This window comes from Sinosporangium siamense (assembly GCF_016863435.1).
Lineage (GTDB): Bacteria > Actinomycetota > Actinomycetes > Streptosporangiales > Streptosporangiaceae > Sinosporangium > Sinosporangium siamense.
This window is the reverse complement of the sequence record NZ_BOOW01000036.1, coordinates 62,539-80,977: the sequence shown is the minus strand read 5'-3', so window position 1 is coordinate 80,977 and position 18,439 is coordinate 62,539. Positions and strand designations below refer to the sequence as shown.

Annotated in this window: 15 protein-coding genes; 13 read left to right on the top strand and 2 right to left on the bottom strand. The window is 70.1% G+C overall.

The window, feature by feature from the left end; all coding sequences use genetic code 11:
- Window positions 1-27: 27 nt before the first annotated feature.
- Window positions 28-3,534: an indolepyruvate ferredoxin oxidoreductase family protein gene (locus Ssi02_RS27805; protein WP_204030538.1), complete on the top strand. Its 3,507-nt coding sequence runs from the start codon at window positions 28-30 to the stop codon at window positions 3,532-3,534.
- Window positions 3,535-3,909: 375 nt separating this feature from the next.
- Window positions 3,910-4,788: a helix-turn-helix domain-containing protein gene (locus Ssi02_RS27800; protein ID WP_204030537.1), complete on the top strand. Its 879-nt coding sequence runs from the start codon at window positions 3,910-3,912 to the stop codon at window positions 4,786-4,788.
- Between the two features lie 161 nt (window positions 4,789-4,949).
- Here Ssi02_RS27800 and Ssi02_RS38925 read toward each other — a convergent pair whose 3' ends face one another.
- Window positions 4,950-5,162: a DUF397 domain-containing protein gene (locus Ssi02_RS38925; protein WP_239129858.1), complete on the bottom strand. Its 213-nt coding sequence runs from the start codon at window positions 5,160-5,162 to the stop codon at window positions 4,950-4,952.
- A gap of 185 nt (window positions 5,163-5,347) precedes the next feature.
- On the opposite strand from Ssi02_RS38925, the gene Ssi02_RS27790 reads away from it, so the two are divergent.
- The 9 genes from Ssi02_RS27790 to Ssi02_RS27750 all read left to right on the top strand — a co-directional run bounded on the left by Ssi02_RS27790 (window position 5,348) and on the right by Ssi02_RS27750 (window position 14,553).
- Window positions 5,348-6,679, top strand: coding sequence for an AfsR/SARP family transcriptional regulator (locus Ssi02_RS27790; protein WP_204030535.1), 1,332 nt, complete (start codon window positions 5,348-5,350; stop codon window positions 6,677-6,679).
- Between the two features lie 109 nt (window positions 6,680-6,788).
- Window positions 6,789-9,080, top strand: a complete 2,292-nt coding sequence (locus Ssi02_RS27785) for a hypothetical protein (protein ID WP_204030534.1) — start codon at window positions 6,789-6,791, stop codon at window positions 9,078-9,080.
- 32 nt (window positions 9,081-9,112) lie between these two features.
- Window positions 9,113-10,195 carry a hypothetical protein gene (locus Ssi02_RS27780; protein WP_204030533.1) on the top strand — a complete coding sequence of 361 codons (1,083 nt, stop codon included), beginning with the start codon at window positions 9,113-9,115 and terminating at the stop codon, window positions 10,193-10,195.
- Window positions 10,192-11,232 carry a PP2C family protein-serine/threonine phosphatase gene (locus tag Ssi02_RS27775; protein ID WP_204030532.1) on the top strand — a complete coding sequence of 347 codons (1,041 nt, stop codon included), beginning with the start codon at window positions 10,192-10,194 and terminating at the stop codon, window positions 11,230-11,232. The genes Ssi02_RS27780 and Ssi02_RS27775 overlap by 4 nt, the downstream gene beginning before the upstream one ends.
- Entirely contained in the window at window positions 11,229-12,437 is a 1,209-nt protein-coding gene (locus tag Ssi02_RS27770) for a protein kinase domain-containing protein (RefSeq protein WP_204030531.1), read from the top strand. Before Ssi02_RS27775 ends, Ssi02_RS27770 begins: the two co-directional genes overlap by 4 nt.
- A 44-nt stretch (window positions 12,438-12,481) precedes the next feature.
- Window positions 12,482-13,189, top strand: a complete 708-nt coding sequence (locus Ssi02_RS27765) for a vWA domain-containing protein (protein WP_239129854.1) — start codon at window positions 12,482-12,484, stop codon at window positions 13,187-13,189.
- Window positions 13,190-13,329: 140 nt separating this feature from the next.
- On the top strand, window positions 13,330-13,713 hold the full coding sequence (locus Ssi02_RS27760) for a hypothetical protein (RefSeq protein ID WP_204030530.1): 384 nt from the start codon (window positions 13,330-13,332) through the stop codon (window positions 13,711-13,713).
- On the top strand, window positions 13,710-14,015 hold the full coding sequence (locus Ssi02_RS27755) for a hypothetical protein (RefSeq protein WP_204030529.1): 306 nt from the start codon (window positions 13,710-13,712) through the stop codon (window positions 14,013-14,015). Before Ssi02_RS27760 ends, Ssi02_RS27755 begins: the two co-directional genes overlap by 4 nt.
- A 163-nt stretch (window positions 14,016-14,178) precedes the next feature.
- Window positions 14,179-14,553: a hypothetical protein gene (locus Ssi02_RS27750; protein ID WP_204030528.1), complete on the top strand. Its 375-nt coding sequence runs from the start codon at window positions 14,179-14,181 to the stop codon at window positions 14,551-14,553.
- Here Ssi02_RS27750 and Ssi02_RS27745 read toward each other — a convergent pair whose 3' ends face one another.
- Window positions 14,554-14,790 (bottom strand): hypothetical protein, encoded by a 237-nt coding sequence (locus tag Ssi02_RS27745; protein WP_204030527.1) that lies wholly within the window; start codon window positions 14,788-14,790, stop codon window positions 14,554-14,556.
- On the opposite strand from Ssi02_RS27745, the gene Ssi02_RS27740 reads away from it, so the two are divergent.
- Both Ssi02_RS27740 and Ssi02_RS27735 read left to right on the top strand, forming a co-directional pair.
- On the top strand, window positions 14,761-15,255 hold the full coding sequence (locus Ssi02_RS27740; protein WP_204030526.1) for a hypothetical protein: 495 nt from the start codon (window positions 14,761-14,763) through the stop codon (window positions 15,253-15,255). The two genes, Ssi02_RS27745 and Ssi02_RS27740, sit on opposite strands and share 30 nt — an antisense overlap.
- Before the next feature lie 1,039 nt (window positions 15,256-16,294).
- Window positions 16,295-18,436, top strand: coding sequence for a SulP family inorganic anion transporter (locus tag Ssi02_RS27735; RefSeq protein ID WP_204030525.1), 2,142 nt, complete (start codon window positions 16,295-16,297; stop codon window positions 18,434-18,436).
- Window positions 18,437-18,439 lie beyond the last annotated feature (3 nt).

Sequence of the window (18,439 nt, the reverse complement as noted above, 5' to 3'; positions counted from 1 at the left end):
GGGATAAACGCGAGACAGGTGGCGACGATGACGATCTCTGAAGCCCGCGAGGTCACCGTCGATGACCGGTACCTCCTCCCCGAAGGAGAGGTCTTCCTCAGCGGCACACAAGCCCTGGTGAGGGTGATCCTCGACCAGATGCGAGCCGACCGGACGGCCGGGCTCGACACCGCGACCATGGTCTCCGGCTACCCCGGCTCCCCGCTGGGCGGTTTCGACCTGGAGCTCTCCCGGTCGCACCGCCACGCCGAACCCCTCAACGTCGTGCACAAACCCGGCCAGAACGAGGAGCTCGGCGCCACCGCCGTCTGGGGCAGCCAACTGGTCCCCTCACTGCCCCGCCCGCGCCACCGGGGTGTGCTCGGCGTTTGGTACGGCAAAGCCCCGGGCGTCGACCGGGCCGCCGACGCGTTCCGCCACGGCAACCACGTGGGCGCGCACCCGCACGGCGGGCTGGTCGCCCTGTGCGGCGACGACCCGACCTGCAAATCCTCCACCCTGCCCTCGGCCAGCGAAAGCCTGCTCGCCTCCCTCGGCATGCCCGTGCTCTACCCGGGCAGCGTGCAGGAGCTGCTCGACTTCGGCCGCCACGCCGTCGGCCTGTCCAGGGCCAGCGGCCTGTGGGTCGCGCTCAAGGCGATCAGCGATGTCGTGGACGGCACCGGCACCGTGTCGGTGGGCGCCGGCCGGGTGACGCCGATCGTGCCGACGGTCCAGTTCAACGGCACGCCGTACCGCCACGTCCCGAACAGCACACTCCTCGCCCCCGCCTCCCTCGACATGGAGCGCACGCTGTGGGGCCCCCGGCTCGGCCTCGCCCGTGCCTACGCCGCCGCGAACCGCCTCAACCACGTCACCGTCAACGCCCCCGGCGCCTGGCTCGGCATCGTCGCCGCGGGCGCGGGCTACTACGAGGTGCGCGAGGCATTCACCAAGCTCGGCCTCGACGACAACGCCCTGCGCGCCCTCGGCATCCGGCTGCTCAAGATCGGCATGCTCTGGCCGCTCGAACCCGAGATCGTGCGCGACTTCGCGAGCAACCTCGAAGAGCTGCTCGTGATCGAGGAGAAGGCCCCCGTCCTGGAGACCGCGCTCAAGGACATCCTGTACGGCACAGCCAACGCGCCCAGGATCCTCGGCAAGACCGACGAGAACGGCAAGCCGCTCATCCCGCCCACGGGCGGCCTCGACGCCGACCTCGCCGCCCGCGCCATCGGGGCCCGGCTTCGCCGTAAGGGGCTCGGCGAGCACGTCGCCGCCGGCCTCAAGGTCATCTCACGGCCCGCGCCGCTCACCCTGCTCGGCCCGAAGCGCACGCCGTTCTTCTGTTCTGGCTGCCCGCACAACCGCTCCACCTCGGTGCCCGACAACGCGCCGGTCGCCGGCGGCATCGGCTGCCACACGATGATCGTGCTGAACCCGGAGGGCAAGGGCGAGTTCACCGGCATGACCCAGATGGGCGGCGAGGGCGCCCAGTGGATCGGCCAGGCCCCCTTCACCGACACGCCGCACATCTTCCAGAACCTCGGCGACGGCACCTTCCACCACTCCGGCTCACTCGCCGTGCGCGCCGCCGTCGGAGCCGGGGTGAACGTGACCTACAAGATCCTCTACAACAGCGCGGTGGCCATGACCGGCGGCCAGATCATCCAGCCGTCGCTCGCGGTCGCCGACCTGACCAGGTGGCTGGAGATCGAGGGCGTGCGCCGCGTCATCGTCACCACCGAGGAGCTCGGCCGCTACAGGGGCGTGCGGCTGGCGTCGATCGCGGAGGTGCGCGACCGCTCGGCGCTCACCGACGCGCAGCGGGAGCTCGCCGAGGTGCCGGGGGTCACCGTACTCATCCACGACCAGCAGTGCGCCGCCGAGCGGCGGCGGTTGCGCAAGCGCGGGGAGGCGCCAGAACCGGCCACGCGGGTCGCGATCAACCGGCGGGTCTGCGAGGGATGCGGGGACTGCGGGAAGAAGTCGGAGTGCCTGTCGGTGCTGCCGATCGAGACGGAGTTCGGGCGGAAGACCGAGATCCACCAGTCGTCGTGCAACAAGGACTACTCCTGCGTCGAGGGTGACTGCCCGTCCTTCCTGACCATCGTGCCCGGCAAGAAGACCAAGAAGCGTGTGGCGGTGCCCGCGCCCCCGGCGCTGCCGCTGCCGGAGCCGGTCGTGACCGGTGAGGCCGTGATCAGGCTGGTCGGCATCGGCGGCACGGGGGTGGTGTCGGTGGCGCAGATCCTCGGCACCGCCGCGATGCTCGACGGCAAGCGGTCGCGGGGGCTCGACCAGACCGGTCTGGCGCAGAAGGGCGGCACGGTCGTCTCCGACGTGCGCATCTTCGACGGTCCGCACGACCGGTCGGGGCGGGCGAGCGCGGCGAGCGTCGACGCCTATCTCGCGCTGGACCTGATCGGGGCGACCGATCCGAAGCACCTGGCGACGGCGGACCGCGAGCGTACGGTGGCCGTGGTGTCGACGAGCCTTGTGCCGACGGGCGCGATGGTCGTCGACCCGTCCCGGCACGTTACCGACCTCGGCTCGCCGATCGGCGCGCTTGAGTCGCGGACGCGGCGCGAGCTCAACGTCTATTTCTCCGCCGAGGAGCTCGCCAAGGAGTTGTTCGGCGACCACATGCCGGCGAACACGCTGGTCGTCGGGGCGGCCTGGCAGCGGGGGCTGATCCCGCTGAGCCTCGGCGCGATCGAGCGGGCCATCCGGCTTTCCGGCGGCAAGGCCGCCGAGCGCACACTCGCCGCCTTCCACTGGGGGCGGGCCGTCGTCGCCGCGCCCGAGTCGGTCGAGCGGGCCGGCAAGCCGGCCGAGCCGGTCGCCCCGGCGCCGGCTCCCGCCGAGGCGGCGCTCATCGAGTCGGTCGGCGCGACACCTGGCGGCGAACTGCACCGGCTGCTCACGGTCAGGGTGCCCGACCTGGCGGCTTACCAGAACATCAGTTACGCGGCGAGCTATGCGAAAGCCGTACGCGCCGTGCTGGAAGAGGAGCGGGCCGCACTTCCCGGCGGCGGCACCCAGGTGACCGAGGCATATGCCCGCCACCTGCACAAACTGATGGCATACAAGGACGAGTACGAAGTGGCGCGGCTGCACCTGGACCCGGTGGAGCGGGCTCGGATCGCCGCGGAGTTCGGTCCAGGGGCGAAGGTGGCCTACAACCTCCACCCGCCGATCTTCCGGGCGATGGGTTATCGGCGCAAGATCCGGCTCGGCACGTGGTTCGACCCGGCCTTCAAGGTCTTGTACGGCATGCGCGGGTTGCGTGGCACCAAGCTGGACCCGTTCGGCCTGGCGCATGTGCGGCGGACGGAGCGGCGGCTCATCGCGGAATACACCGGCGACCTGCGGCGTGCGATGCGGCACCTGACGCCGGACACCGCCGAGCGGGTGGTGGCCGTGGCCGAGCTGCCCGATCTCATCCGCGGCTACGAGGACATCAAGTTGTCGGGGGTGGCCGCCTATCGCGAGCGTGCCGCCGAGGCGCTGGCCGGGCTGACCGCCGCGAAGGAGCCGGCCGCGGGAACGTGACAAGCCTGTCGATCACGGTCTGACCTGCGGCGAATCCGCCGCACTCGATCGCTCGCACCACCGGTGCGGACCGTCTGGAGGCCGAGCGGGGACCCCTCCCGCTCGGCCTCCGGCTTTTCCCGGATATCGTCACGGGCACTCTGTGAATCACCGTGAATCACCAGGCAATGCTTGTCAAGCCGCGTATCCGTCCCGGAAGCTGTGGTATTAGTGAAGGCGACAGAGACGAGAGCGGTCTCTCCTCCGGCAATCCCCATCATCATCACACGTCGTTGCATTGACAACGCCGACTCATGCTGCCTACGTTACGACTCATAGTGCATCAAGGCCAATCCTGGAGCGCTACAAAGCACGGGCAGTGGGAGACGAGGACGGATGAGCGGCACGTCGGGCAGTGACGACAGGCCGCGCACCAAGCGCCGGCAACTCGCGGTCGAGCTGGCGCGAGTGCGCAGGCAGGCCGGCATCTCGGGAAGAGAGCTCGCGACCCAGATTGGAATCAGTCAGTCCAAGGTGTCACGCATCGAAGCAGGGACCACGATCCCGTCACTGCCCCAGGTGGAGACCTGGGCCGCGGCGGTCAAGGCGACCGAGGAGACACGGCGCTCCCTCGTCGCGCTGACCGAGGCCGCCTTCGGTGAGGTGCACTCGTGGAACATCGCGTTCTCCGACCGCCCGCATCTTCAGGACGAGTTCAAGGACCTGGAGGACCGGGCTCGCGCCATACGCACCTTCCAGCTCTCGGTGGTGCCCGGGTTGTTGCAGATCGCGGAATATGCACGGCGGGTCTTCTCGTTCTTCGACCCCGCCTACTCCGAGGAGGGGCTCGCGGCGGCGGTCGCCACGCGCCTGCAGCGGCAGCTCGCCCTCTACGCGCCGGACCGCGAGTTCGAGTTTCTCATCAGCGAGGCGGCGCTGCGCTGGCGGCCGGGGCCGCCCCGGCTCATGCTGGCCCAGCTCGACCGCATCACCTCGATCGGCAGCCTCGGCAACGTCGTCATCGGCGTCATCCCGCAAAACCGCGAGGCGACCGTGAGCCCGATGCACGGGTTCGTCATATACGAGGGCGGCGGCGGGCAGGGCGATGTGCTCGTCGAGGTCGAGACGGCCCACGCCGGCCTGACCGTCACCTCCCCCGCCGACGTCGCGCTCTACCGGCGCCAATGGGCACGGCTCGCCGGCTCGGCGCTTTACGGCGACGAGGCCGGGGAGCTCATCTCCGGCATCGCCGCCGAGATGGCGGCACAGACATGACCCGGCACATCGGCCTCAGGCGCTCTCATGGCCGACAAGGCCGACAAGGCCGACAAGGCCGAGGTTCCGATGATTCCCCCCATAGGCGTTTCGACCACAGGAGGGGACGGGGGGCGTCCTGGGCGCAGTTCAGGGACGCCCCCCGAGTGCCGGCGGCGGGCTCAGGTCAGGTCGAACTCGCCGGCGCGGACGCCGCTCTGGAAGGCCTCCCACTCCGCCCGGTAGAAGAGCAGCACACCCGCCTGGGGATACTTCGAGTCGCGCAGCGCGACGCCGCCTTCGACGATCTTCACCTCGACGCAGCCGGCGCCGCCGTTGCTGGCCGAGGCTTTGCGCCAGCCGGCGGAGTGCTCCAGAACCTCGTGGCTTTCCACAGATGTGCTCCTTTCGTCTTCGAGGACCTCGTCGTCCTCCCGATGGACACCACACTCAGGCACCGAACAGGGCCGGCTGCCGGCGGAAAACCTAGGGAAACCGGGAGAACTCCTAGGGGTTGTGCCGCGGTACGCCGTCCCGCTTGTCATAGCAACGCTCCACCCGGCACCAGAGGGACCAGGAAGTGGAATTTCATTTATTCGGGCCCGTAAGGGCATCCGACGGCCAGCAGGCCATCAAGCTTGGGCAACCCGCACACCGGGTCTTCCTGACGGCGATGTTGTGGACACCCGGCCGCAAGGTCGGCCGCGAGGAGCTGATCAGGGCACGCTGGGAGCCCGAGGAGCGACCGAGGCACGCCTCGGACACACTGACCAGCTATCTGGGCGACCTGCGCCGCACCCTGGGCCACGACCTGCTGCCGAGGTGCTCGGGCGGATATCTCGTGAGAGTGGCTCGAGACCGGGTCGATCTGCACCGATTCCTCGACAAGATCAAAGCGGCCCACACACTGGGGCGCACGAACGGCTCGCCCACCGGCCCACCCGCCGATGCAACCCCCAGTGACCGGCAACGCGCCATGTGGCGGGCGGCCGAGCTCTTCAAGTCCGCGCTGGAGATCTGGAGCTTCGACTCAGACCCGCTCAACGGCCCGGAACCCTTCGCCGATCTGAGCGGCTCATGGATCGAGGGGCGGCGCACCGAGCTGCTGCGCAAGCGCCACGCCGCGGTCGTCGACTGGCTCAACGTCGAACTCGCGATCGGCAGGCACCGCGAACACCTCAACGACCTCATCACCCTGGCCGAACGCACCCCCGAGTCCGCCGAGATCATCAAGCTTCTCGCGATCGCGCACTATCGCTGTGGGAACGTCGACGACGCCCTCCGGGTGCTCGGGGAGCTCATCAAGGCGCAGTCCCAGAAGGGGCTCGACCCGCTGCCCTGGTTGTTCAGGCTGCAATCGCGCATCGCCGCGCAGGACGACGCCCTCGCCGCTCCGCCGTTCGCCCGCCCCGAGCCTCCGGCCGAAGGCCGCACAGAACCACGCGCTGAACCACGCGTCAAACCCTTGCCGAGGGACGGGGTCGCCGCGGCGCCCGCATTCCGCGCCGCCGCCCCCTCACCCGCGTTCCGCACGACCGCGGGCCGCGCCATCGCGCTGATCGCCGGAGCGCGCCGCCACGGGAGTACGGCGGAGGCATCGCGGCGTGGCCGTGAACTCACCGACCTTGTGCGGGCGCGGATCGCCGAGGACGAGGAGGCGCGGCGGGCCTTGACCGAGGCGAACGGCAGCCCGCGCGCGTGGCGCCTGCTGGAGACGGTGATCGCCACGCACATGTCCCGCGACGCGGGGTTCGAGCTGGCGGTCGCCCGCCTGCTCGACGCGACTTCGGTCCCGTCGGTTCCGCCGGTTCCGTCACGCAAGGAACGCCAGATGACGTTCAACACGGCGCTCATCAAAGCCCCGGTCTTCAACGAATCGGTGACCGTCTCCGGTGACTTCACTCTCTCCTGACGACAAATCCGGTGGGTCTACGGCCGGGTGGCCCACCATTCCGCCGGTCGCGCCCGCTCCGCAGGTCCTGCCCGTTCCGCCTGTTCCGCGAGAGGCACACGCCACCGCCATGTCCCCTCCCCTCGACACCGAACTCGTGGCCGCCGGGCGGGAGGCCGCCGAGGGCCACGCCCGCGGGGACCCCGCCGATGAGCAGGTCTCCGGCGTTCCACCCGACGGCCCGGCGGGCGACCTCGAAGACGCGTCCCCGGCGGACGCCTACGCCCTGTTCGGCCAGGAGGCTCTGACCGCGCTCCTGCGCGGAGGCGCGGTCCAGGCCGAGGAGCAGGAGGCCAGGGAGGCCGCGGCGATCGCGACCCGGGTGCTGGAGAGATTCGAGCGAGCCGGGGTCAACCCCAATGCCGGCACCGTCGCCCTTTTCAACGACGAGGTCACCATCGGCGGCGGTTTCCACATGGTCGACCCGTCGGCCGGCCGGTCGGCCGACCCGGCCGGCACGGTGTCCCAGATCGGTGCCGCGGAACTCGCGCACTACACCGAGCACCACGTTTACCACCCCCGCTTCGACGAGGCTCTGGGCATTCTCATGGACCACCATCTGCTGGTGGTGGCCTCGGCGCCGAGGAGCGGGCGCAAATCCTTCGCCATCAACCTGCTGGCCGAGACCCTCGCCACCCGCGCCTGGGGTGACTCGCCGGGCGCGTGTTACGTCGTCGACGACCCGGAGGGGATCGGCCGCACGGGCTGGAGTCCCCCACACAAAGACAGCGGCTATCTCGCCGTGTTCGAACGCTGCCACGTGTCCGGCCTGCGGCGGACATGGGCCAGGGCGATCGACGAGGACTGGATCGCGCAGGTGACGGCGGTGCTCCGCGAGTCGGGCAGCTACATGGTGCTGGTGACCGACCCTCCGCAGGGCGCGCTGGTCGAGGCGGCCACCCGTTCGCCGCAGGTCATGACCTCGCTGCAGACCGTGGATCTCGTGCGGGTGGTCGAACGGCGGGTGCTCGGCCACTCGCCGGCGGCCGAGGCCCGCGCGGCCCTGCGCCGCAGGCTCGCCGAGTGCGACGCCCTGCATCTGCTGCGCGAGGTGCCCCAGCCGGGGGTCGCCGAGCGGCTCAGCCTCGCCATCCTGGCGGGCGAGGACCTGACGGCGCTGGTCAAGTCGCAGCGTGACCCCGACATCCAGGTGCACGCGTGGTTCGGGCTCCACCACGACCTCGGGAGCGTGAGCTTCGCGATCTCGTCGGCCGCGTTGGAGGGGGCGGGCTACCTGACGGTGTCGGACGCCGCCGTCGCCCTCCACACACTACTCGCGACGGGACGCCAGGACACCCCCGACCAGCCCGCCGCGCCCGTCATGCCCGACCTACGGTTCCGGGACCGCCTCTCCGCCGACCTCCCGTGGATCGAGGTCGCGTTCGCACCCGGCGAGGACGGACGTACGGCACTGCCCCGCGTCGTGTTCAGGAACCCGTCCATGCGGCACGCCGTACTCGGATATGTCTGGACGCACCTCGACGGTTATCGTGCACCGCTCCTGGAGTGGCTGCGTTCGCTGATCACACATTCCGACGTGGACGTGCGGGGGCGGGCCGCGGTCTTCGCCGGGGTGATCGCGCGGTGCGACTTCCACCACGCCGTCCACCGATTCCTCCGCGCCTGGGCGGAAAGCGACTCACCCGCCATGCGGCAGGCCACCGCGAGCGCGCTGGAGGCTGTCGACAAACACCCCGCGCTGTCGGCCAAGGTGTGGGTGCTGCTGTCCTCCTGGGCCGATCAGCAGCCGCCTCCCGCCGGCCAGGGCCTCACCCGGACCGTGCTCGCGACCCTGGCGGGGCCGATCGGCCGGGACCGCCCTGTCCAGGCCCTGGCCATCCTGCGCCGGATCCTGGACCGCGAGGACGCGCACCTGCTGCACCCCGTGTGCCAATGTGTGCAGCGGCTGCTCGACCACGGCCACACCGCCGAGGTGCTCGAAGCCCTCCTCTCCTGGTCGGACCTCCGGCATTCACCGCCGGCCACCGTCAAGGCCGCCCTGTGGGCCTTCACCTACCTCACCTGCCGCCCCGGCGCGGACGACGCGGCAGCCCTGGGGGAGGCGGTGCCAGTGCTGCTCACCCGCGCCCCGCGATACCGGCGGCAGCTCGTGGAGTTGTGGACACGGGCATTGGCCGACGGCCAGGCGCAGGAGCAGGCGCTGAAGGCGCTGCGGCACCTCGTCGAACACCACGCGGTGCCGGGCCGGCGGACCCGCCTCGACCTCGGCGACCTGCTGACCGGAATCGCCGGCCGGGACGACCGGCACCGCGCCCGCCTGACCTACTACCTGGACAAATGGGCCCGTGAGCGGAAGACCCCCGCCACAAGCCTCTACACCGGCCTCATCCGGGTGCGATGACACAGACCCACCGACCAGAGCGAGATTTCGGCATGAAGATCAACCCCATCGTGGACGACCAGCCCCTCTCCCGGCTCCGGCTGAGGCCGATCCCCTCACCCGGGCCCGGCCGCGCCCTCGTGCTGGTCCGCAGGCAAGGCGCGCCACTCGTCGTCCACTCGGGCGAGCCGATCCCGGACGCCCGCTACACCCGCATGGTGCTCGTGGACATGAGGGAACACCGGGTCGTCCACCACTATCCGCTGCTCAGCCGGGACCCGAACTTCGCCTTCCAGGCCCAGGTCTCCGTGGACTGCCACGTCGTGAACCCCGTCGAGGTGGTGAGGCGCGGCATCGCCGACCTCGGGCACACCGTGGACACCGAGATCAAACACGTGCTCCGCCGTATAGCCCGGCTTTACGACATCGACGACCTCAACGAGGCCGAAGGCGCCCTCAACACAATTGCCCTCAACACCGGCGTGCAGGACATCGCCGGCGACGTCGTCGCCGTGCGCAGGATCTTCGTCGAGCTGCTCATCGACACCGACGAGGCCGTGACGAGCGGGCGGGCCTTCCGCGAGATCGAGCGGGGCAGACGCCTCGCCGGCATGCGCCACGACGAGCACATGAGCAGGCTGCGGGCGGAGGGCGCGGAAGGGCTGATCGCGGAGATCAGGCAACTCGAAGGGCCGTGCTCGGCGCTTGAGGCCGTGGTGGCGATCGACCGGGCCGAGCGCGCCGAATCGGCCAAGGCCCTGGAAAGGGTGCTTGAACACTCTCCCGGTCGAGAGCCGTTCGACCTCATACACGCCCAGCGAGTCCTGTTGGATCAAGTCACCGGCGAGTCCGCCGCGCCTTTCGGCGGCACCCGCTCCAGCCGCCTGCGCGGCTCCATGGCCAGGGAGATCGAAGTCGGCACCGCCGGTGCCGGTGCGACTTCCCGGGACGGCCAGGGCGACGTCGGCCGGGAGGGGTCCACGCCGGCGTCGCGCGGCCGTCCCGGGTTGGCGTCCCGCGGTGGCCTCTTACGGCAGCCGCGGGACGCGCCCCCCACCGCACCGGTGGACGGCGACCGGCCCCGGGTCAGCCGCGTGCGCGGCATCCCGCCCGACGCGAACGGCGGTGCACGATGAGACTCGCCGCCGGCGCCGGGCCCGCCGCCGGGACCTCGATCTGGCAATACGGCAGAGGCGCGGTCCGGGCCATCGGCATCTGGACCGAGCGTGTGCCCGGCGGCGGCGAGGACGCCGAACCGCTCCTGGAGCACCACCTGCCGTCCGGCGCCGGCATCGTCGGCGTCTTCGACGGTTCGGGCGGTTCGGGCTCGGCCACGGCGTTCGAGTCGCGCGACGGCACCCCGCGCAGCGGCGCGTGGGTCGGCTCCCACGTGGCCCGCGCCGGGGTCGTGTCGTGGTTCCGCCGCCACATCGCCGGAGACGGGCGGCTCGGCCCGGACTCCCTTCAGCGGCACCTGGCGGCGCTGCTCGCGGTCATGCGGCCCGCCGCCCGCAGCAAGCTCACCGGCACCATCCTGCGGGAGCTGCCGAGCACGATGGCGGTCGTGCACTATGCCCGCCGGGGCGGCGGGCGGGTGATCTGCCGGGCTATGTGGGCGGGCGACTCCCGCGCCTACACGCTCTCGCCCGGGCGCGGCCTTCAGGCGCTCACCCGGGACCACACGGTCGAGAGCGACACCCTTCAGCAGCTGCTGCGGGATCCGCCGCTGACGAACGTGCTCAACGCCTCCGGGCACTTCACGGTCGACTTCCGGCAGGTGGAGCTGGAGCTGCCCTGCGTCCTGCTGTGCGCCACCGACGGCCTGTCCGGCTACGTCGCCACCCCGGCGCACTTCGAATACCACCTGCTGGAGAGCCTGCAGGCGGCGCGCGACGAACACGAGTGGGCGGCCAGGCTCGCCGCCCAGGTGGCGGCGGGAAGCGGCGACGACGCCTCCCTGTCGCTGGTGGCGCTCGGCTATCCCGATCTCGGCAGCCTGCGCCAAGCCTTCGCCTGCCGTACGGAACACCTGTGGTCACGCTATTGGCGCGACCGGCCGAGCCTCGGCGACCCCCTCGCCGCGGTCCGCCTCTGGCAGGAGCGCACGTGGGGCGACTACCGGGGGTTCTATGAGGAGTTGATGCCCGGCATCGCGGACGGGAGGCGGATATGAGGCTCCACGACGTCGTCGGCGGCTACCGCGTCGTCACCAAGCCGACCAACACGAGTGGCGGGAAGTGCCTGTGGGCCTTCGCCGAGAAGGACGGCAAGACCTACTTCCTGAAGCAGTTCCTCGAGCCCAAACGGCCGAGGGCCGGCTCCACGGCGAGCGAGATCAGCCGTAAGCTCCGCCTTGAGGAGTGCCGCGAGTTCGAGGAGCGGCACCGCACGGTGATGAGCCGCCTGCGGCACAACATGAGCGGCGGCGGCAACCTCGTGCTCGCGCTGGACTTCTTCCACGAGGGCACCACCTATTACAAGGTGACCGAGCGCATCGACACCTCCAGCCTGGAAAACCCCGAGTCGCTGCCGCCGCTCAACAAGCGGGTGATCCTGCGGACACTCGGCCTGAGCCTCGGGCTGCTGCACGGCATCGGCGTGGTGCACGGGGACCTCAAACCGTCCAATGTGCTCGTGCAGAAGCGGGACGCGCAGGCCTTCCACGCCGCCAAGCTCATCGACCTCGACGACTCCTACTTCAGCAGCAGACCTCCCGATCGGGAGAGCGCCCCTGGGGACTCCCTGTTCGGCGCCCCCGAGTGGATGCGTTATGTGCGCGGGGACGAGAGCACCCTCGCCGAGCACCTCACGACCGCCGTGGACATGTTCGCCCTCGGGCTCATGACGCACTACTACCTCACCGGTGAGATCCCCCGGTTCGACGAGAAGTACGGCTCGCCCGCCGACGCCGTGAACGCCGGTGCCGAGTTGCGGCTGAATCCCCGGCTCTCCCCGGCCATGGCGGTGCTCATCCACAATCTCACCGCCCGGTCGCCGACGGCCCGCCCCGCCGTCGACAGGTTCCTGGCCCGGTTGAGCAACCTCGCGATGTGCGAGTTGCGCGACGCCGGCGAGTTTCCTCCGGCGGACATCGCCGATCTTCCGGATGCCGACGAGCCTGCGCCGGCGGTTCCACCAGCGGACGCCGGTGAGCCGCTGCCGGGGGCACCGCCCGCGAGTGGGGCGGCGAGAAGCAGCAGGTTGCGCACCAACCTGAGGTCTCGCCCCCGGCGCTCAAAGGTCCCCGAGCCCTTCACCGCGACCTCGCCGGCCGCGCCCGCGCCGCCCGCGACCTCGCCGGCCGCCTCAGAGACCCCCGCGCCGGAGGCCCGGCGCGTCTCCCGGGTTCGGATTAATCGCGGCAAAAACGATATTTAACGCTTTATCTCTTTTCGTGGAGCTTGTGAGCCGAGGAGGCATCTGTGTCCGACGCGCAGTGGTATCGCGGCAATCTGCAGTACGCAGTCGACATCGTCATGTGCATCGACACGACCGCGAGCATGAGACCGGTCCTGGACACCGTCAAAGAGAGCGCCCTGTCCTTTCACGGCAGGCTCAGCAATGCCATGGCCGAAAAAGGCAAATCGATCAGTCAGTTAAGGCTGAGAGTCATCGCCTTCCGCGACTTCGTCGATCACGCCGCCGACGCCCTCGCCGCCACCGGCTTCTTCGACATCCCCTCGCAGGTGACCCACTTCCAGGACTTCGTCCGCGAACTGGAGCCCCTCGGCGGCGGTGACGTGCCCGAATCCGGCCTGGAGGCCCTGGCGCTCGCCATCGGCTCGCCCTGGGAAAACGGCCTCGACCGGCGCCGGCACGTCATCGTGGTCTTCACCGACGCCCCCGCCCACCCCCTCGGCCTGCCGGGGGCGACCTCCGCCGCCACATATCCGCACGGCATTCCGCAGAGCATGGACGAACTCTTCGAGCAGTGGGGTTACGCCCGCAGCCAGAACTCGATCATGGACAACTCCGCCAAACGCCTAGTGCTTTTCACCCCCGAGGCGGCCCCCTGGATAGACATCGCCGACGAGTGGAACCTGACCATGCATTTTCCCTCGAAAGCGGGCGAAGGTCTGGAAGAATTTGAGATGGACGAGATAATCAACACAATCGTGAACACGTTGTGATCGTCCACCTGCGATGGTCTTGGAGTGATTCATCCCCAGGCGCAGACCGCAGGTGCCTCCCCCGCCCTCCCCCCGGAACCCCGACGACTCTTCAGCCGTTCGCCGGCTCAAGTACCACCTTGAAATGCTTCGGAGCACACATGACATTCGACGCCGAGCCCCTCACCGTCACCTGGCCGGAGAACGGCGAACTCCAACTGCCGATCAACTGGTGCGACAGCGCCGAGATCACCTGGACGGAACGGCGGGAGGCGGCCGAGCCGGCGATCGGCCTCCGGCACACGGTGCATGCTCCCACCGGGGACGCCGGCAGGCTGAGGTTGTTCGTGCCGCATCACCACTGGCCGCTGGCCGAGCAGGTCGCCCAGGCGTTGACCGCCCCCTCCCCCCTGGCCGGCGACGACGGGGAAGACGGACATGCCGCTGACGAATGGATCGGTTTCGACCCGCTGCCCATCGGGGAGGACCTGCTCGCCGTCTTGAGATCCCGGACAACCGTGGCCGAACACGGAAACGAGCCTTGACCGAACCCACCTGGCAGTGCTCGAAGTGCGACACCTTTAACCATCAGAAGAAGGACAACTGCGACGGCTGCGGCCGCCCCGAAGATCACACCTCGCACCCACCCACAACAGCACTCGCAAGCACCTGGCGCTGCCGCCTGTGCGACGTGTGGAACGACGGCGCCGAAACGACCTGCAACGGGTGCGACACCCCAGGAGAACACGGCACGATCGCCGGCCCGCTGCGCCTCATCCCCCTGCTCGGCCTCGCAACCATCCTCGCCTTGGTCTTCCTCGGCTGCCTAGCCGCCTTCCTCCGCTAAGGACGCCACCCGGCCAAAGCCGGCACACAACAGCCCGTACGGCAGAGCCCCCGAAACGCAGAACCCCTGAAACATGGCATAACCCCCCGAGGCGGTGGCGGAGTCGGTGAGGGAAATCTAGGCTGGAGGTGATCTCCGGATGACTGGCGTGAAGCGAGGTTCGATGGACCCGACCGCACTGGCCGCGATCGTCTCCGCTCTGCTCGGCGGTGTCGCCGGGGAGGCCGGCAGGAGCGCGTGGATGTCGTTGTCGACGCTTGTGCGCAACAGGTTCGGCGGTGACTCGGCAGCCGTCGCCGCCGTGGAGCGGGGCGAGGACGCCGAGGAGATCACGGGCGTGCTGGTGGAGGAGGCGCGATCGGATCCGGAGTTCGCCGAGTCGCTCGACGCGTGGGCGAGGCAGGCGGGGTCGATCGTGGAGCAGCGGCAGCAGGTGTCGAACGTCATCAGCGGTGACGCCCACGTCACCGGCACTGTGATCCAGGCCGGCAACGTGTTCGGCGGCATCCATCTGGGTGGGGGTCCAGACCGCCGCTGATCACCTTCCGGCCGGAGGCGGCCCCGCGGCGCGGGGGCCGACGATCGTGGTGAGGAAGGCGCGGAACAACCCGGCGATGTCGACGTCGGCGCTGTTGAGCAACCATTGCGGTTGCAGCCCGTCGTTGACCGCGATGAGCAGCGGCGCGACCTCGGCGGGGGTGAGCCCGGAAGGCAGCCGTTCGCCATATTCGTCGTGCGTTACCGCGTGCAGATCTGGGCCGACTTCCTGCGCCACCACCCGGAGCCGGTGGCGCAACTGCCGGACGGCGTCACCGCCGTGTGGGCCGCGTCTGGAAGCGGACGGGGCAGCGTTCCTTCAACGGCAGCCCGCTGCAGGCCGCGCTCCTGCCGGTGCAGATGCACTTCGTCGACCGGGAGCCCGACGCCGAGCGGGTGGCGGAGGTCGCGCGCGGTCCTGGAGAGTTCGCTCGCGGCGCTGGCCGGCGCGCGGCCGGAGTCGTCCGACGGGGCTCTCGCCGTACGCGGGCTCGCGGCGGCGGTGCGGCCGGCGCGGCACGGGGCCTGGAAGCTCGGGGCGGCGGCGGGCCTCGCCGTGCCGGGTGAGGACGACCTGCGGGCGGACCTGACCGAGGCGGTCGAGGAATATCGCTCGTGCTGGCCGGCGCGCAGCCGCCCGGGTGGCATGCAGCGCGGCTTCGCCGCCCTGGATGCCGCGGTCGCCGCTTATCAGCGGAGTTGAGAGGAGGGTGGGGCGGCTGCGGCCGATCGCACCGCCCCACCCGGCTTTTCAAGTCCACCGGCAGACGGCGGGCTCGGTGCTCTCCTTGATCGCGACGTGCCCCGGGAGGAGGTGTTGATCGCGCTGAAGTCGCCGTGGCCATGTCCGCACATCTCCTTGCCGCGCACGAGCGCGGTGAAGTCGTCGGGCACGACATCTGGCACGAGTCGAGTGTTCCTTCCAGAGCTGATGACGCCTTTCCTGCGAAGTGTCTGGCCGTCCACCACTCGCCACGTTCAGCGGCGACTCCCTTCTCACGCCGGCTCCAACCTCTGTCCACCCAAGCACCATGGTGTACTAAATTGCGTAAATTAGCAATTACTGGCTTCAGCAGGGAGAATACTTTGATTCTCACTCTGGGTGACCGCCGTCGGCCCGGCCCCGCCGCCTCACGGGGATGTCGTCTGGGCCCACCCACGCGGCCTCCGCTCCGCCTCCCGCGCCGCGCGAACCGTCCGCCCCGCACCCCGGCCCGGCCGACCAGCGGAAATACGGTCCGCACGCGGGCAGACACGGGCGCGGCTCCTCGCACTCCGCTGCCCGGCTCCTGGGACGGCTCTGGCCAGGCCCTGGCGGGAAGATGGCGTATACGCTCCCCGGGGCGGCACACATCCGGCGGAGGCGTTCCGCGGAAACGCGGAGACATCCAGGTCACATCCCGGAAAGGTGCTCCCCGGGCCCGGCCCGCGGACAGTGGCGGAGTGCTCCCGCCGATTTCTCACCTTCCCTAAGCCATTCGCTCTCCCCATCCTCGACCGCGGGCCACTACGGTGAGTGAGGGCCATCCACCCCAAGGCCGCCCCAGGACCTCGTGCCCGTCCACCGCCGACCTCGCGCGTCGGCGGTGCGATCCGTCGGCCCTCCGGCTTCGACGCCGCCCATCCACGCCGCTTCCCGCGGCCACCTACCCGGTCCGTGCTCTCCGCCGGCGGGCGATCCGGCATGCGTGAGTCCGGCCGCTCCCCGGCTTTCCCAACCGACTCAATGAGGGGCAGACACCATGGTGCAGCAGCGTCGAGCACGTCACGCTAAACCATCCTCGTCGGCATTACCCGCGCCGGCGTTCTCGTTCAGCGGAGCTCACGTCGGCACGGACATCCTCGCCTCGCTCGTCGTCTTCCTCGTCGCGCTGCCGCTGTGCATCGGCATCGGCGTGGCCTCGGGGGTTCCCGTCGAACTCGGGATCATCTCCGGCATCGTCGGGGGCCTGATCGTCGGACTGCTGCCGGGCAGCAGCCTGCAGGTCAGCGGGCCCGCGGCGGGCCTCGCCACCCTGGTCATGGAGATGGTCACAGAGCACGGTGTGGGGATGCTCGGCCCCGTCGTGCTCGCCACGGGGGCCATCCAGATAGCGCTGGGCCTGTTCGGCCTCGGGCGCCTGTTCCAGGCCATCTCCCTGTCGGTCGTGCAGGGCATGCTCGCGGGCATCGGCCTGCCTCTCATCCTCGGCCAGCTCTACGCGGTGGCCGACTCCGAGCAGCACGGGTCGGCGCTGAAGAACGCGGCCGGCATGCCGGCGCTGGCGAGCGAGGTCATGGCGAACCACCAGACGCTGGTGGCGGTGGGACTCGGCGCCTTCACCGTGGTGCTGTGCTTCGTGTGGAAGAAGGTGCCCGGCGCCCTCGGCAAAGTGCCCGCGGCGCTGGTCGCCGTGCTGGCGGGCTCGCTGATCGCGGCCCTCCCCGGTGTACACGTCGACCGTGTGGAGGTCAACGACCTGTTCGCGGCGGTGCACATCCCCGGCCTGAGCGACTTCGGCAGCCTCGCCGACCTGTCGGTGATCAAGCTGGCCATCACCTTCGCCGTGATCGCCTCGGCGGAGAGCCTGTTCAGCGCCGCCGCGGTCGACCGCATGCACGACGGATCAAAGACGAAGTACAACCCCGAACTGGTGGCCCAGGGCGTCGGCAACTCGCTGTGCGGCCTGCTCGGAGCGCTGCCCATCACCGCCGTGATCGCCCGTAGCGCCGCGAACGTGCAGGCCGGCGGCAAGACGAAGCTCTCCCGCATCCTGCACGGCCTGTGGCTGCTGGGATTCGGGCTGATGCTGCCTGACCTGCTGGCCTTCGTGCCGATCTCGGTGCTGGCCGGTGTCCTGGTCCACGCCGGGTGGAAGCTCTTCGATCCCGGCCAGTTCGCGAAGATGTGGCGCAAGGACCGCGGTGAAGGCCTGGTGATGGTGGTCACCTTCGCCGCCATCATCTTCACCAACCTCCTGGAGGGCGTGCTGGCGGGACTTGCGATCGCGACGGTGATGGCCGCCCTGCGCATGTCGCGGTTGCGGATCGACCAGAGCGAGGTCGACGGCACTACCCACCTGACCATGTCCGGCAACGCGACATTCCTGCTTCTGCCCAAGCTCACCGACACCCTGGAGGCCCTGAACGGCAAGCTCAGGGTGCACATCGACATGATCGGCGTATCCCATCTGGACCTGGCCTGCCGCGCCCAGGTCGAGGAGTGGGCCGAGCAGCGGCGGCAGTCCGGCGCCGAACACGTCGTCCTGCTGCTTCCGGAGGAAACGCATCCCAAGACCGTCGACGAGGAGGCCGAGGATTGGCTGGCCGAACAGAGTGAGACCGCCGCCGATCGGCTTCCGCCCTGGCATGAGAACGAGGCTGCCATCGACGACTACCTGATGCGGCAGGGCTACGCCGTCCACCCCGGCCCTCCTCCCGGGTACGGCGTGCCGTACGGCCACGGCGCTCCCGGCATGTACCACCCGCCCATGCCGCCGGTGCCCACCATGCAGCCCATGCCCTCCATGCCGCCTATGCCGCCCATGCCCCAGCCGTACGGTGACCCCCGGGCCTATGCCCCCGTCCACACTCACGGCGCGCAGCCAGGCCACTACCCCGGAGCGCACCCGGCCCCACAGCCCGGCTCCTATGCTGGAGCGCACCCCGGCCATCACCCCGGAACCCACCCTGCTCCCCACCAGGGGTGGCAGCCCGGTTCCCATCCCGGCACCCACCCGGCCCCCCACCAGGGGGCGCAGCCCGGTTACCCTCCAGGAGCCGATCCCAGGACACTTCCCGGCGCGCACCCCGGTTCGTACGCCGGTCCGCACCCCAGTCCATATCCCGGGCAGGACCCCGGATACGGCCCCTCCACTTACGGCGGTGGGCCGGTGAGGGGCTGAGTC